Below are 14,587 nucleotides of genomic sequence, written 5' to 3'. Positions count from 1 at the left end.
AAAAACGTTACCGGAAGTGGCCATTTGCTGCCATATCACCTATGCACCCAGCGCAAAGATAATTTTCCCCAGAGCGGTATTGTTGCTTTTTTATTTGTTTTCTAGAGTAGTCCGCCTTCGGCAGCTGAAGTCTCCTGATGTCGCAGCAACTCGATACCCATCAGTTTCGAGCAGATGGAAAGTTACTAATTAAGGAGCGATAGATTGAGTAAAAAATGCGATCTTCATTACTCGGAAATGGTTCGTAAAAGCTATCAAAGGCTACCTGGCCAGGGTTTATGGACCTGGATAACCGCCAAAGAGTTACCCGACCGAGAAACGATGTGGCACTCGACTGGATTGGAGTGCCTACTGTGGTCATGCCTATGGTTTTTCGGCGGAATAGCAGGCGCCATTGCAATTTTGCAATCAGATATCAACTCGATCTGGCTACTGCTGCCCACCCTCTTCACGGTGGGAGGTGCCAGATATATCGTCGCCACCATAATTCATCACGCAGTGCACCATACTGTTTTTGACACGCCGCTTGCCAATAAAGTCGTCGCTGAGGTCTTTTCAACCATCACCCTTGTCCAACCCTATGAAAGCTATCGCCGCTTTCATGTCTTCGAGCATCATGGCAAGGACTTTTCAACCGGGGAGGATCAGGATCTCGCAGCCATCTATAAGCTGGGGCTATGTCCAGGACTTTCGGTCCCGGAACTCAAGCTTATTCTACTGGCCCAATGCATAAATCCGATATTTCACCTGAACTTCTTCTTTGGAAGGATAAAGTCAAACATAGTCGGGGTCCCTCTATATCGGCTTGCCATGACGGTGGCGTGGCTGTCAATACTGACGTGCACTGCCTACTGGCTAGGATTAAAAGACTTTCTCGTAGCTATCTTGCTTCCCTGTACGGTGCTGTACCAAATCTGCTCGCTATTGCATTTAGTGACCGAGCACGCATGGGTGATCAGGGCAGAGGACGAAACGGTAAAACAGTCCCACCATCAAAACAGCCTGGGCCGCTTTTGTGGCGAAGCCGTTCCGCATCACCACAGCAAAGTCGTCTCTTCGATCATGTGGGCAGTGTGGGGATTCAAGCATTTAGCCTGGCATATTCCTTGTCGAATCCTCTTCGTCCAAGGCTCGCTGGCAGTGCACGATTGGCATCATAGACACGGTGGCAAAAGAGATTGGCCCAATGCCATCCAACATCGAGAGGAAGAAGTCCAGAAAGAAAAATCCCAGGGTGTATATACCTATACGGACATCTGGGGCTTCTCGAACTGCGTCGAATACGCCCTAACCCGGATCAGCGAATCAAGCCTGACCATAGATACGACCAACCTGTCGTACAGACTGAACTAAGGATAACGTATGGACACTGTCATGCAGGATACGCCCCTCAAGAGCAACCCGCTGAACATCGTGAATGGATTTCGCTATGTTCCTGGCGACCAATACCTGGAAAACATCACATTCAAGCAACTGAAAGACTTCAAGCAGTTCTATGCGCAGCAGGTCGCCGAAGACCCCTATGCCCCCGGCGTTCGCGATCGAGCCATGATCAAGCTTGTTTTCAATCCTTATTCACTGAAACTCAGCGTGTCGAATACCCAGAACTATTTTCAGTCTTATGGAGCAAACGAAACGGACGGCGGCAAGGTCAGAGTTTTTCCACCGCTTTCTGAATCGATCGTTGACGACCCTCTGTTCCTAACGGTATTACGCAAAGATGCCGAACTGATGCGTGAATATTGAAACCGCATGGGTAAAGATGAGCTCAACCTGAGCATCCACCTTATCAGGTACAAGTCCATCGAAGGGGGCGCCTCATATAGCTCGCCGGTATGGCTGCATCTAGACGACGAACCGCTTGTCTTCATCCACCTGATCAATCTTACAGAAAACGCACTAGGTGCAGACAATGTGATTTCCGAGATGGACAATAAGCCGAAGCATGTCCTTAGATTAACCAAGCCTCTCGACACCTTAGTTGTGGACACCATGAAAAAACATGCGGTAACTCCCCTTGGCTCTACGGGAGGAGTCGCTTATCGAGACGTCATGCTGGTTAATCTCGAAGCAGAAGTACAACAAAAGAAATAAGGAGTGCGTGATGGCCCTGACGGATGAAAAACAAGGGCAGATAACCATGGCAATTGCCATGGTTATCTCCGGCACGATTGGCTACTTCGTACTCAAATCTGGCCAGTCGCCCTTGAACGTCGTTTTCTTTCGCTGCGTGATTGGTGGAGTGGGATTGGCCGGGTACTGTTTGTTCAAGGGCTATCTGAAGAACCTACATCTCAGCAAGCTCCAGCTTTTCTTGCTATTTGCTGGAGCGATCACCCTGATCTTCAACTGGGTCTTCCTCTTTACCGCTTACAACTTAACCTCAATCGGCATAACCACTATCATCTACCACCTTCAACCATTTTTCCTGCTGTTTTTCAGCATGCTCGCATTGAAGGAGAAGTTCAGCAGATCGAGTTTCTGTTGGCTGGCGGTGGCCTTTTTCGGCTTGGCCGTAATAGTCAGCCCGGAAGGCAATGGATTCGACAGTAGATTCCTTCTAGGCTGTGCGAGTGCCTTGTGTGCCGCTATGCTGTATGCCATCACCACCCTGATGACGAAAAAGCTCTCGGGGATCGTCCGACCAGAAGTGATTGCCACGAGCCATATGGCTATAGGGGCAGTCATATTCTTGTTCCTGGCGGATTTTTCCAAACTGCCTGAGCACCCTGAAGCGTGGAGAAGCATTTTCATTCTGGGCGCTTTCCACACGACCATCATGTACCTAATGCTCTATACCGCCTTTAAAAAAGCCAGCACCTCCAGCCTGGCCATTTTAGGATTCATATACCCGATAGTGGCTGTCGTGGTGGATTACTATGCGTTCGGCCATCTCATCAGGCCGCATCAAATCATAGGAGCAGCGTTGATTCTGGTAGCCGGGATCTCTTACAACCGAGGCGTTAGATTTCCAATCATAGGACGGCGCCAGGAGATCGAGACGTGAGCCACGACATAGCAAGAGACATTGCAACCTCACTGACGGAAAATGAAGCTCTTCCGTTATATGACCTAGTTGAAAGGACACCGCTTGGCGAAGCCAAAAAACTTTCAGCCAAGCTCGGAAACAGAATCTTCTTGAAAAGGGAAGATATGCAGGGAGTAAGATCCTTCAAGATCAGGGGTGCTTACAAGAAGCTTCTTTCTCTATCCAAAAAGCAGCGCGCCTACGGAGTGATCACCGCCTCTGCCGGCAATCACGCACAAGGCCTGGCTTGTGCAGCACGCCACCTCGGTTGTGCAGCCACCATAGTCATGCCCGCTACCACGCCCACCATTAAAATAAAAGGAGTCCAGGAGTTCGGTGCAAACGTCATTTTGCACGGCGATACGTTTGCTGAGGCCCTCTCGCTTGCTCACCAGCTCCGTGACGCAGAGGGACTTGAGTTCATCCATCCCTTTGATGATCTTGAAGTCATCAAAGGACAAGCCACCATGGCGTTGGAGCTTCTAGAGCAGCGTCCTGCAGGCATGGACTATATATTCGTTCCGATAGGAGGTGGCGGCCTTATTGCCGGTATCGCAGCCATCATCAAACACAATTCCCCCAATACGGTAATCGTCGGCGTGGAGCCAGATGACGCAAACTGCATGCAAAGAGCGATATCGCTCGGCCAACCCAGCAAATTATCGAGTGTTGGAATCTTTGCTGACGGCGTCGCGGTAGACCTGGCAGGAAGCATCACCTACGACATTTGCAAAGACACTATAGACCACATAATAACCGTAAATTCGGATGAGATCTGTACTGCTATCAAGGACGTTTTCGAAGACTCACGCGCGTTGCTCGAGCCTTCTGGTGCCCTCGCAATTGCCGGCGTAAAAAAATTCTTCGCCAACCGGAACGTGGAAAACAAGTCAGTCGTAGCCATATGCAGCGGATCCAACCTGAACTTTGACCGACTAGGCTATATCTGCGAGCGCGCCCTCTTGGGTGACAAGCAAGAAAAGCTGTTTGCAGCCATTATTACTGAACAGCCTGGAAGCCTGAAGAGCCTCTGCGCAAAGGTAAAATCGCTGAACATCACTGAGTTCAACTACAGGCGGTGCCTGGGCGACAAAGCAGCCGTCTTCATTGGGCTGAAGAAAACCAACGAAACTCAAGAAAGCGCCTTTTTCCACGAAGAAAACCTGAACGGCATCCGCGTGATCGATCTGAGTCACGACGAAGTAGCGAGAGCTCATGTCCGGCACATGATCGGCGGAAAGTTATCCCATACACGCGAGACCATCTATAGAATTGCCTTCCCCGAACGACCCGGCGCCTTTCACAATTTTCTCACCTGCTTGGAGGAGCCGACGGCCATTACCCTACTTCATTATAGAAACCATGGAGCGGCACAGGGCGATGTGATTATAGGACTGGAGTCAGCGGCGAACATAGAAGAGCCATTCGAACAAAGAATGGACCAGCTAGGCTATATATACGACGTAGTCACCACCAATGAATCCCTTTCGATATTCTTGGATTCCGTTCCATACCACGACAGCCACTTCAGCGCCGTAAAATCCACGTCCGCTTCGCTGGTTTTCTAGCGAGATATGGCGCCCTGGAAAGGCCGCAGGCCCCCTCCAGGGTGTCTATCAGGCGTAAGCATGAACGGCGCTTTACGCCTTGTCAGTCTGGCTCGCCGGTAGACCGTTGCAGGCGCTCGCCTTTCCCTCCGTTACGTGGAGCGTTTCTCTTATCGGCACACCGTCGCACTCGGCACTGAACAGTGATCTTTGGCGATGGCCTCACCCCTGGCGACTCTCTGCTAGCACCAGCGGATCGCCGAAGGTAAAGATGAACCTGGCAAAGGGGTTGGAAGAGGGTGGACGTTTACCCCTCCACCAACCCCTTCACCCGCTGCGCCAGGGTGTCTACGGCGAAGGGCTTGGTCAGGATGGCCATGCCCGGTTCCAAATGGCCGTCGCTGAGCAACGAGGTTTCGGCGAAGCCGGTGATGAAGAGCACCTTTAGTGCCGGGCGATGGACGCGGGCGGCGTCGGCCAGTTGGCGGCCATTCATGCCGCCGGGCAGGCCGACGTCGGTGACCAGCAGGTCGACGCGGGCATCGGAGTGCAGCACTTCCAGGCCGCCAGCGCCGTCGGCGGCCTCGATGATGACGTAGCCCAGTTCGCGCAGCAGGTCGGTGACCAGCATGCGGACGGTGGGCTCGTCGTCGACCACCAGCACGGTGGCATTGGCCCCTTCCAGGGTGCCTGTGAGATCGCAGGCGAGCGCAGGTTCGCTCGGACATTCCGCCGGGCGCAGGGGCAGGTAGAGGCAGACGGTGGTGCCTTCGCCCACCTTCGAGCGCAGGCGCAGCTGGCCGCCTGACTGGCGGGCGAAGCCGTAGATCATCGACAGGCCGAGGCCGGTGCCCTGCCCCAGGGGTTTGGTGGTGAAGAAGGGTTCGCAGGCCTTGGCGGCCACCTCCGGGGTCATGCCGCTGCCGGTGTCGGCCACGCTCAGGTGCAGGTAGTGACCGGGAACCAGGTCGAAGCCGTCGGCACCCTGAGCTTCGATAAGGCGCTCGCTGGCCGCGATGAGGATGCGACCACCGACGGGCATGGCGTCGCGCGCGTTGATGCAGAGATTGAGCAGGGCATTCTCCAGCTGGGACTGGTCCACCAGCAGCGGCTGGTTGTCCGGCAGGCTGTTGAACTGCACCTGGATGGCCGGGCCGACGGTGCGCTGCACCAGGTCGAGCATGCCGCCCACCAGTTGGTTGACGTCGGTCGCCTCGGGCGCCAGGGTCTGGCGGCGGGCGAAGGCCAGCAGCCGGTGGGTCAGGGCCGCGGCGCGCTTGGCGCTGCCCTGGGCGGCCGTCAGGTACTTCTCCAGTTCGGTGAAGCGACCCTGGCCGATGCGCAGGCTCATCAGGTCGAGGCTGCCGGAGATCCCCGCCAACAGGTTGTTGAAATCGTGGGCGATGCCGCCGGTGAGCTGGCCGACGGCCTCCATCTTCTGCGATTGGCGCAACGCCTCTTCCGAGCGCCGCAGTTCTTCGGTGCGCTCTTCGACGCGCTGCTCCAGGGTGGCGGTGAGGTCGCGCAGATCCGCCAGGGCGCGGTCGCGCTCGTCGGCCAGGGCGCGGCGGGCATCCACGTCCAGCAGCACGCCGGGAAAGCGCAGGGGCGTGCCGTCCGGCGCCAGCTCGACGTGGCCATTGGCTTCCAGCCAGTAGTAGTGGCCATCGCGCCGGCGCACCCGGTATTGGTGGGCATAGCGGCCGCCGCGGCCGATCACCTCGGCGATGGCGGCGGCGAGCCCGGCCTGGTCGTCCGGGTGCACCGTCGCCACCACCTGGGCCAGGCTCAGGCCGTCGCGCCCCAGGGCCGGATCGAGACCGAAATTGATCGCGAAGGCTTCGTCGACGGTGAATCTGTCGGTGGGCAGGTCCCAGTACCAGGTGCCGATGATGGCGCCGGCGGCCAGGGCCAGTTGCACGCGCTCGGCGGCCGCCAACACGCTGCTTTCCGCGGCACGGGCGCTGTCGAGCTCGTCGATGCGCGCCGAGAGTTCCTGTTCGAGGGTGAGGTTGTGTCGCCGCAAGGCTGCTTCCGCCACGTCGCGCTGCCTATGGGCCTGGACGCTGGCGGTGGTTTCGGTGGTGATGTTGAGCATGCCGACGATGGACGCGCCATCCCGCAGCGGGCTGTAGGAGAAGCTCCAGTAGGTGTCCTCGGGATAACCGTTGCGGGTCATCACGAAGTGCTTGTCGACGAAGTGCAGGGCCTCGCCGGCCAGTACCCGGTCGATCAGCGGGCCGATCTCGTCCCACAACTCCGCCCAGACCGCCTGGACCGGCTGGCCCAGTGCCGCGGGATGCCGAGCGCCGAGAAAGGGAGCATAGCCATGGTTGTAGATCAGCGTCTGCTCGGTCCCCCAGGTAGCGCACATGGCGAAGGGCGAGGCCATCAGCATTTCATAGATGGCATCCAGCGCGGCCGACCAGTCGGCGCGCCGTCCCAACGGGGTGGTTTCCCAGGCGAAGGATTCGAGATAGGACAAGGGCGACTCACTGGCAGAGGCACGGATGGATCAAGCGGTCGCCCGGGTCCTCTGCATTGGGCCCGGTCGAGTCATGATAGGCAGCTACGCCAGTACCCACCAGCCCTACGAGCGACCGACGGTGCGAGGCCAGCCATCAGTGGTAGGACACGCCTGCGGCATGCTGTCCGGGCAAAACGACTGGCACCCCCGCCGCGCATCTCTTACCTTGTCCGCCCCCGCCGTTCCCTGCCAGGTATCCGCTCGTCATGTCCGCGTCACCTACTCCGCCCGAGGGGCTGCAACGCAGCCTGTCCAACCGTCATCTGCAACTGATCGCCATCGGCGGCGCCATCGGCACCGGCCTATTCATGGGCTCGGGCAAGACCATCGCCCTAGCCGGCCCCTCGATCCTGCTGGTCTATCTCATCATCGGCAGTGCGCTGTTCTTCGTCATGCGCGCGCTCGGCGAGCTGCTGTTGTCGGATCTGGACTACAAGTCCTTCATCGATTTCTGCAGCGATCTGCTCGGACCCTGGGCCGGCTTCTTCTGCGGCTGGACCTACTGGTTCTGCTGGATCGTCACCGCCATCGCCGATGTCATCGCCATCGCCGCCTACGCCCAGTTCTGGCTGCCGGGCCTGGCGCCCTGGATCCCGGCACTGCTCTGCGTGCTGCTCCTGCTGGGGCTCAACCTGGTCACGGTACGGTTGTTCGGTGAACTGGAATTCTGGTTCGCGCTGATCAAGATCGTCGCCATCTGCGCCCTGATCGTCACCGGCTTCGGCCTGGTGGCCTGGGGCTTCCAGTCGCCCGCGGGCAACGTGGCGAGCCTGGCCAACCTGTGGAACGACGGCGGCTTCTTCCCCATGGGCCTGGGCGGCTTCTGCGCCGGCTTCCAGATCGCCGTCTTCGCCTTCGTCGGCATCGAGCTGGTGGGCACCACCGCCGCCGAGACCGCCGACCCCAGGCGCAACCTGCCGCGGGCCATCAACTCCATTCCACTGCGCATCCTGGTGTTCTACGTGCTGGCGCTGGTGGTGATCATGGCGGTGACGCCCTGGCGCCAGGTAGTGCCGGACAAGAGCCCCTTCGTCGAACTCTTCGTCCTGGCCGGGGTGCCCATGGCCGCCAGCCTGATCAACTTCGTGGTGCTGACCTCGGCCACCTCCTCGGCCAACAGCGGCATCTTCTCCACCAGCCGCATGCTCTATGGCCTGGCGCGGGAAGGTCATGCGCCAAGCGGCCTCACCCGGCTCTCCCGGGCGGCGGTACCGGCGCGCGGCCTGCTGCTGTCCTGCCTGTGCCTGCTGCTGGGCACCGTGCTGATCTACCTGATCCCCAACCTGGTCACCGCCTTCACCCTGGTCACCACCCTGGCCGCGGTGCTGTTCATGTTCGTCTGGTCGCTGATCCTGCTGGCCTGGCTGGCCTACAGGCGCAATCGCCCGGAACGATTCGCCGCCTCGACCTTCCGCCTGCCGGGCGGACGCTGGGTGTGCTACGCCGTACTGGCCTTCTTCGCCGCGGTGCTGGTGCTGCTGACCCTGCAGGACGATACCCGCCAGGCACTGCTGGCCAGCCCGCTGTGGTTCCTGCTGCTGGGCGTGGGCTACGGCTGGCGGCAGCGGTCCGCTCGGGCGGTCTGACGCCAGGTCGCGGGGCTCAGCTCACCGTCCAGAGTTCGTCGACACAGGTGGTGTAGCGCGGACTGAGCAGGTCGCGGCGCATCTGCCAGGCCGGATCGCGGGGGATGCGCGCCGGCCTCAGGGTCTCGCGACCGAACTTGCCGTTGATGGCGTCCAGGGTCGCCATCAGCCGGGTACTGGCGGGGTCCGGCGGGGTGGCGAAGAGATCGGCGGCCAGCGCCTCGCGCGGACAGAGATCGAGCAGCAGGATTTCTGCCTTGGCGTAGCCGAAGCCGTCGCGAAAGATCTCGCGCAGGCCGGACTGGGCGTAGTCGTTGAGCAGCCGGGTATCGTCGCTGGGCAAGGGTAGATTGAGCAGGCTGGCATTGGCGTAGCGCCCCTCGTCGGCGCCATGCATGCCGGTTTGGATGCTGACCCTCAGAGCACGGCAGAGCGAGCCCTGGGCACGCAGTTTTTCCGCAGCGCGGGCGGTGTAGCTGGCCACCGCCTCGGCCAGCGCACCGAATTGGTATTGCCGCCGGCCGAACATGCGGCTGCTGCAGATGGTCTGGCGCGGCGCATCGAGTTCTTCGAGCCCCAGGCAAGCCAGTCCACGCAGCTCCCGGGCGGTCTTCTCCAGCACCACGCTGTATCTCTGGCGCAGCGACCAGGCATCCTGGCGCGCCAGCTCCCCGGCGGTGGTCACGCCGTCCGCGCGCAACCGGGCCGCCAAGCGTCGCCCGACGCCCCAGACGTCGTCCACCGGCGAATGGCGCAACACCCAGTCGTGCACCGCCGGCTCGCGCAGATCGAGCACCCCGCCGGTGCGTTCCGGCCAGCGCTTGGCCGCGGCATTGGCCAGCTTGGCCAGGGTCTTGGTGCCGGCGATGCCGACGCTGACCGGGATGCCTGTCCATTTTTGCACCCGTGCCTGCAGCCGGTGGCCGAGGGCGTCCAGGGGTTCGGGCAGGCCGGTCAGATCGGCGAATACCTCGTCGCGCTAAAGGTAAGTTAGTGCACTATGGACACACTCAATCACGCGTCACAGCTGTGCTCGCGAGACGCGCAAAGCGTCCACAGGTAACAGCGAACCTGATTGCAGCTCGCGGTGCAATGTCCATACCTGCGCACGTGGCACCACTACTCAACTGATGTAGGCTGACGCTGCAGGCGAGGCAGTAGGGTATGCGGCTGACATCTGAGCTGAATGGCTATGCGATACAGTTTCTCGATCGTGATATTGACCTCGCCCCTTTCCACTCGGCCCATATAGCTGCGATCTATCCCGCAAGCGAAGGCGAGCGCGTCTTGAGACATCCCTACAGATAACCTCTTCTCTCGAATTCTTTCCCCGAGATCCTTCGCCAGCGCCTGCATATCCGCCTCTTGTGACCAAGGCGGGACTATCAGTCGTTTCCAAGAACGCACGCGACGGATTATAATCCGCATTTCGCTAGCTTCAGCGATACTGGGCGCTCGTATGAAATCCGCAATATTCAGGCTGGACAGGCAGCTTTATGAGCTGCTCACGGATGAGCGGTGCCGACAATTTACGATTCGGTCATTGAGCGATTCGTACGCCATTCGCTCACGCGGACTGGCCGAAGGTTTGGATCTTTGGCGCTACATCTATGATCAGGTCCGGCGTCTCGTGCGTATGGGGTGGGTGGGCCAAGACTCAATCAAGCGCAGGCGTAATCAAATCTTTCATGTGATGACCATGCCGCCAGACATCACTTTGGTCCTTATTGATGCTAAAGCCACTACTACAGATACAGACGCAGTTTCCGATCAATCAATAGTTAGAGCAAGTAACCATCAGTGTCACTGGAGTCCAACAGAGCACTTAGAGTCGCTGGCTAAGGAAATTCGTTTAGACATGCTTACTGCGATGGGCGAAGCAGAGAGATACAAGCAATTGTTTACTGAGATACCAGTACTTAGAACCCAAATTGAAGGCGACTACTTGGAAGCCAGAGATCGCAGCTCAAAGCTCTTGGGTCACCTCCGCGCTATTGAAAACACACTTAAGATATTAGTTGTGCAATGAAAGAACTGCGTGAATGGCAACAAGCTTGTATTACAGGCGCCATGGAGCATTACCGCTCTTCTGCTCATTTTTTCTGCCAAGCCACCCCCGGATCAGGGAAAAGCAGGATGGCAGCAGAACTAGCGAAAGAAATGTTGAAGGCCGGCTTAATTGATCTTGTTCTCTGCTTCGCCCCTTCTTGTCAGGTGGTGGATGGATTAGAAAAGACCTTTTCCAAAGTACTCGGTCTACCCTTTAATGGGCAGCTGGGATCCGCAGGTGTTGCGTCGACATATCAAGCCATGGACTACCGATCGGCTGCATTTTGGAAATTGGTGGAAGATTACCGTGTGTTAGCAATCTTTGATGAAATCCATCATTGCGCAGGTCATGACCCCCTTCTCAGTAACGCGTGGGGCCAGACAATTCTACAAAGGTTGCAGGACAAAGCCACGTTTACGCTTGCTCTATCCGGAACTCCTTGGCGCTCCGACGAGCGGGCCATTGTTTTGGCTAGGTACTCGAATCCTGAAGGCCGTCTAGTCTGCGACTTCACTTATGGACTTAGGGAAGCCGTATCCGACAGAGTTTGCCGCACACCCCGCATCGTGGTCTTGGATAATAACTCCATACGCCTCACTGAGCAGTCAGATAGCGCTCCAATTGTCACTACTCATCGCAGTATCGCCCAGCTTCTAAATGAGAGCCCGATTTCATTCGAAAAACTCCTCAGTCACCCAGAACTGATAGAAAAGATTCTCTCCCTTGGGCAAAGCCGGCTTGAAGAGGTACGCAAGACCGTTCCTAATGCGGGAGGATTGATAGTGGCGACAAACATTCGCCATGCCAACCAGATCGCTGCAGCTTTGAGGCAGAGTGGTGAAGATTGCGTTGTTGTGACAAACCGGACGCCAAACGCGCACCAAGTCATTGAAGGCTTTAGAAACGGGACAGGTAGATGGATTATTGCAGTAGGGATGATCAGCGAGGGAACTGACATACCTCGCTTACAGGTTTGTTGCTACCTAAGTCGAATACGCACTGAACTACACTATCGCCAGGTATTAGGGCGGATTCTTCGACGCATTGGAGATGAGGATAACCGCGCTTGGCTGTACATCTTAGCCGAACCCTCTTTGCTTGAATTTTCACAACGTATTTCTCAAGACCTTCCTGACGACGTCACCGTCTTGGAAAATGTGCAGATTTCAAAACGTAGCGATGAAAATCTTCGCGCACCATGCAATGATGAATGGGAATTAAGCTCTGATCACCTCGACGTAAAAATAGGACGACTCAGCGCCGTAGAGGATTTCGACGTCACGGTCAGTGAGGATATTTTATTTTACGTAGAGCTTTCAAAGGACTTCAGAACCGAGATACTTTCTTTGTACTGAACCGGTCAACTCGCAATGAATGAATTTCAAAAGAGTCTTGGCAAGAGGGAAAACCGGAGGGGGAGGCAACAAGATGAGCCATTGCCAACGAAGTCCTCCGGCACCCAATTCATCATATCATCTTAAAAGCTCTGCGTTACAGAAACGAAGTGCAAACGAATAAACCAGTAACTGAGCAGCGATTTTCCGTGCACTCCATAGAAAATAATAGCGTGATTTTTATAAAGATGCCGCCAATTTCACACGCTTGCTGGAGCCTAAAGCAAAGAAACTATTTGATTCAGCAGACCCACACTTTATATAAGGCAATCGAAATTCTAGGTAGTTATAAATCCGCGCTGCGATGGTTTGAGTCGCCAGCACGGGGCCTCAATGGCGCCTCTCCCTGCCAGGCGCTTAATCAAAAATCTGGATACCTTGAAATTCAGCTTTTATTAACAAGAATAGATTACGGAGTATACATATAAAAACGACCATCATCATGTTAAAGCCGAACATTTGAAATATTTCTGATGTCAGGTGGAATTTTTTGAAGAAGATAGCAGGGGCTATGCATGACCAAACACCGTTCAAAATACCGAACCACTGAGAGTACCGTTACCATTGAAGCTGCCCTGCAAAAAATTGCGGCCAGCGGGCTTAAGGAGCGCTTCATGCAACAGGATCGCACTGGCGCTTACGAAGCCGAACTAGACATGGAACATAGTAACTTTGCCCGCAGCAAAAAAAACCGCCGGTGAAGATGATACAGAATAAGATCATCTATCAAACTACTGGCCGTAATGCAACGCTACTGTTTAAGACGGCGCACCGTTAAGCACGCCGCAGCATGATCAAACTCTAAAACACATTATCAGAATCTAAACCTGACGCCTCTTCGGCAATTGGCATAGTAGCCTGCGCAGCAGGAGACTCCATCGAATCAAAAAAGGACCTCAATGGAGCAAAAGCTTTTTGATTACCAACCTCATCTATATTAATCACAACCTCAGCGGCGCCAGCAGTAGTGCCGACTGCCTCGCCTATCGAATCATCTTCATCCGCAACCTCTTCCACAGGATCTAAATCTACAAAGTCCTGCCCCATCATCATCTTATAATGCGGCATATGATCCATTACCTTAAAGACCTTATAGAAAATCCTCATATAGCTTTGCGCCATTGCATCGCTGATCGCTACATACAATTCATCAGGCGAATAGTGGGAGCCATCGTTGACCCAGCTGATCAAAGACTGACATTGAATCTTTTCGTGCCCTTCAAACTTATCAATAATCGCGTGAATATTAATATTACCTAGAATTTTAAAATAATTCTCCAAGATTCTGCGCATAGTGTTTTGTATAGTCAGTGTTGGCAAAGGATTTTTCGTCAACTCTGCCCATAGCAACTGATACGATGTTTTAATAGGATTGCATTCAAAGCCCTCGACTTTAGAAAAATGACCAGGCTTACGTACCACCCAGAACGTCTCATCGTTGATAGAGTTGTCTGCAGCCCGCTGAGGATTGAAGCTAATCTCTTTGTGGAAGTGCACATTATGGGTCAATACAAAAATCTGTTTTAGATTATTTCCCTTTTGACGGACCTCCTGAAAAAGCTTCTTGATTAAGCTACTAACAATGAACAGAACATCGCTATCCAAACTTGAAACGGGGTCATCAATGACAACTATGCGATCAGTACTGATCCCCGACGCCGTCACACTTCCCTTAAGCAAATGGTAAAAATATAAGAAAGTGACAAAAGTCTTTTCGCCTTCGCTAAGGGTGGCCTTGGCCTCTGCCCCATTTTTTCTTATAAGTCGATAAGCGTTATCGGTACATGCAGCGTCCAAGGAGAAGCTGCTGAATCCGAAGTCTCTCAAAACCTTATTGATGGCATTTACGGTTGGTTTCACACTGGTCAGAGCGTTCTCAATGCTCGCAATTTCCGCTTCAGCCATAGCTATATCAATGTTTGCCCTCTCTATACTTGCACTGATCCCATCGATTGCCTTACTAATACGCGTAGCATCTCTGGAATAATCAGCGAGCGTATCCTTAAGTTCAACATCAAGAAGATAGCGCCATACCGCATCAGTTAAATTTTCTTGCTCAACCGAGAAACCTGACACAAGGCGATTATGCTCAAAAACCTCACGGTTCGCGGCATTTATCAATTCCGAAATTCTATTTGGAACTTCACCAATACGTTCCAAAGTCACTTCAGCGCTTGGGCTTCTTACCTTCAATTCAATACGCTGATTATTCACTAGCATAATTGCGTTCAGCGCCTGCAACTCAAGATCAAGCGTTGACTTATCCAAATGGGCACATTCTGAGGCCAGAACCATTTGAGCACGAACTATTACGTTTTCCACTACTGAGCGATATAAACTCTGAAACTGGGACAGCGCTTTGGTTTCAGCCTCGAACGTCGCATCAAAGTAGTCCGAAAGGCTCTTTTCAAATTCATGGGGAAGCTTCTGCTGGCAGAAAGGGCACCCATCGTCT

11 protein-coding genes and 3 pseudogenes are annotated in these 14,587 nt (G+C 55.1%); 9 read left to right on the top strand and 5 right to left on the bottom strand.

Annotated elements, in window-relative coordinates:
* The first annotated feature begins 204 nt into the window (after nt 1-204).
* The 4 genes and pseudogenes from RND78_RS17910 to ilvA all read left to right on the top strand — a co-directional run.
* Entirely contained in the window at nt 205-1,353 is a 1,149-nt protein-coding gene (locus RND78_RS17910) for a fatty acid desaturase (protein ID WP_312730820.1), read from the top strand.
* A gap of 9 nt (nt 1,354-1,362) precedes the next feature.
* A pseudogene (locus tag RND78_RS17905) lies at nt 1,363-2,094 on the top strand (2OG-Fe dioxygenase family protein).
* Nucleotides 2,095-2,104: 10 nt separating this feature from the next.
* On the top strand, nt 2,105-3,007 hold the full coding sequence (locus RND78_RS17900) for a DMT family transporter (RefSeq protein ID WP_312730817.1): 903 nt from the start codon (nt 2,105-2,107) through the stop codon (nt 3,005-3,007).
* Nucleotides 3,008-3,027: 20 nt separating this feature from the next.
* Nucleotides 3,028-4,527: pseudogene (ilvA, locus tag RND78_RS17895) on the top strand (threonine ammonia-lyase, biosynthetic); the annotation flags it as partial.
* 355 nt (nt 4,528-4,882) lie between these two features.
* Here the strand turns inward: ilvA and RND78_RS17890 are convergent.
* Nucleotides 4,883-7,060, bottom strand: coding sequence for a response regulator (locus RND78_RS17890; protein WP_312730811.1), 2,178 nt, complete (start codon nt 7,058-7,060; stop codon nt 4,883-4,885).
* 248 nt (nt 7,061-7,308) lie between these two features.
* Here RND78_RS17890 and cycA point away from each other — a divergent pair, with 248 nt between their 5' ends.
* Complete coding sequence (gene cycA, locus RND78_RS17885; protein ID WP_312730809.1) at nt 7,309-8,688, top strand: D-serine/D-alanine/glycine transporter; 1,380 nt, start codon at nt 7,309-7,311, stop codon at nt 8,686-8,688.
* 16 nt (nt 8,689-8,704) lie between these two features.
* On the opposite strand, the gene RND78_RS28355 is transcribed toward cycA, so the two are convergent.
* The 3 genes and pseudogenes from RND78_RS28355 to RND78_RS17870 all read right to left on the bottom strand — a co-directional run bounded on the left by RND78_RS28355 (nt 8,705) and on the right by RND78_RS17870 (nt 10,044).
* The gene (locus RND78_RS28355) at nt 8,705-9,430 is read right to left on the bottom strand and encodes a DUF4113 domain-containing protein (RefSeq protein ID WP_409457076.1); all 726 of its coding nucleotides are present in this window, start codon (nt 9,428-9,430) and stop codon (nt 8,705-8,707) included.
* A gap of 102 nt (nt 9,431-9,532) precedes the next feature.
* A pseudogene (locus RND78_RS28350) lies at nt 9,533-9,652 on the bottom strand (hypothetical protein); the annotation flags it as partial.
* A gap of 155 nt (nt 9,653-9,807) precedes the next feature.
* Nucleotides 9,808-10,044 carry a helix-turn-helix domain-containing protein gene (locus RND78_RS17870; RefSeq protein ID WP_231357025.1) on the bottom strand — a complete coding sequence of 79 codons (237 nt, stop codon included), beginning with the start codon at nt 10,042-10,044 and terminating at the stop codon, nt 9,808-9,810.
* Between the two features lie 103 nt (nt 10,045-10,147).
* Here RND78_RS17870 and RND78_RS17865 point away from each other — a divergent pair, with 103 nt between their 5' ends.
* The 4 genes from RND78_RS17865 to RND78_RS17855 all read left to right on the top strand — a co-directional run bounded on the left by RND78_RS17865 (nt 10,148) and on the right by RND78_RS17855 (nt 12,833).
* Nucleotides 10,148-10,717, top strand: a complete 570-nt coding sequence (locus RND78_RS17865) for a hypothetical protein (RefSeq protein ID WP_312730804.1) — start codon at nt 10,148-10,150, stop codon at nt 10,715-10,717.
* Complete coding sequence (locus RND78_RS17860) at nt 10,714-12,093, top strand: DEAD/DEAH box helicase family protein (RefSeq protein ID WP_312730801.1); 1,380 nt, start codon at nt 10,714-10,716, stop codon at nt 12,091-12,093. Before RND78_RS17865 ends, RND78_RS17860 begins: the two co-directional genes overlap by 4 nt.
* Nucleotides 12,094-12,320: 227 nt before the next feature.
* Nucleotides 12,321-12,560, top strand: coding sequence for an antitoxin Xre/MbcA/ParS toxin-binding domain-containing protein (locus RND78_RS28345; protein ID WP_409457075.1), 240 nt, complete (start codon nt 12,321-12,323; stop codon nt 12,558-12,560).
* Nucleotides 12,561-12,647: 87 nt separating this feature from the next.
* Nucleotides 12,648-12,833, top strand: a complete 186-nt coding sequence (locus tag RND78_RS17855; RefSeq protein ID WP_312730798.1) for a hypothetical protein — start codon at nt 12,648-12,650, stop codon at nt 12,831-12,833.
* Nucleotides 12,834-12,933: 100 nt separating this feature from the next.
* Here the strand turns inward: RND78_RS17855 and RND78_RS17850 are convergent.
* On the bottom strand, nt 12,934-14,587 hold a 1,654-nt coding region (locus RND78_RS17850; protein ID WP_312730796.1), incomplete at its 5' end, for an AAA family ATPase.

The organism is Pseudomonas oryzihabitans (assembly GCF_032027545.1).
Lineage (GTDB): Bacteria > Pseudomonadota > Gammaproteobacteria > Pseudomonadales > Pseudomonadaceae > Chryseomonas > Chryseomonas oryzihabitans_F.
This window is presented reverse-complemented; position numbering and strand designations above follow the sequence as displayed.

Coding starts and splice junctions, on each gene's coding strand:
- RND78_RS17900 (WP_312730817.1), top strand. CDS start 2,105: ATGGCCCTGACGGATGAAAAACAAGGGCAGATAACCATGGCAATTGCC.
- cycA (WP_312730809.1), top strand. CDS start 7,309: ATGTCCGCGTCACCTACTCCGCCCGAGGGGCTGCAACGCAGCCTGTCC.
- RND78_RS17870 (WP_231357025.1), bottom strand. CDS start 10,044: ATGCAGGCGCTGGCGAAGGATCTCGGGGAAAGAATTCGAGAGAAGAGG.
- RND78_RS17865 (WP_312730804.1), top strand. CDS start 10,148: ATGAAATCCGCAATATTCAGGCTGGACAGGCAGCTTTATGAGCTGCTC.
- RND78_RS17860 (WP_312730801.1), top strand. CDS start 10,714: ATGAAAGAACTGCGTGAATGGCAACAAGCTTGTATTACAGGCGCCATG.
- RND78_RS28345 (WP_409457075.1), top strand. CDS start 12,321: ATGCCGCCAATTTCACACGCTTGCTGGAGCCTAAAGCAAAGAAACTAT.
- RND78_RS17855 (WP_312730798.1), top strand. CDS start 12,648: ATGACCAAACACCGTTCAAAATACCGAACCACTGAGAGTACCGTTACC.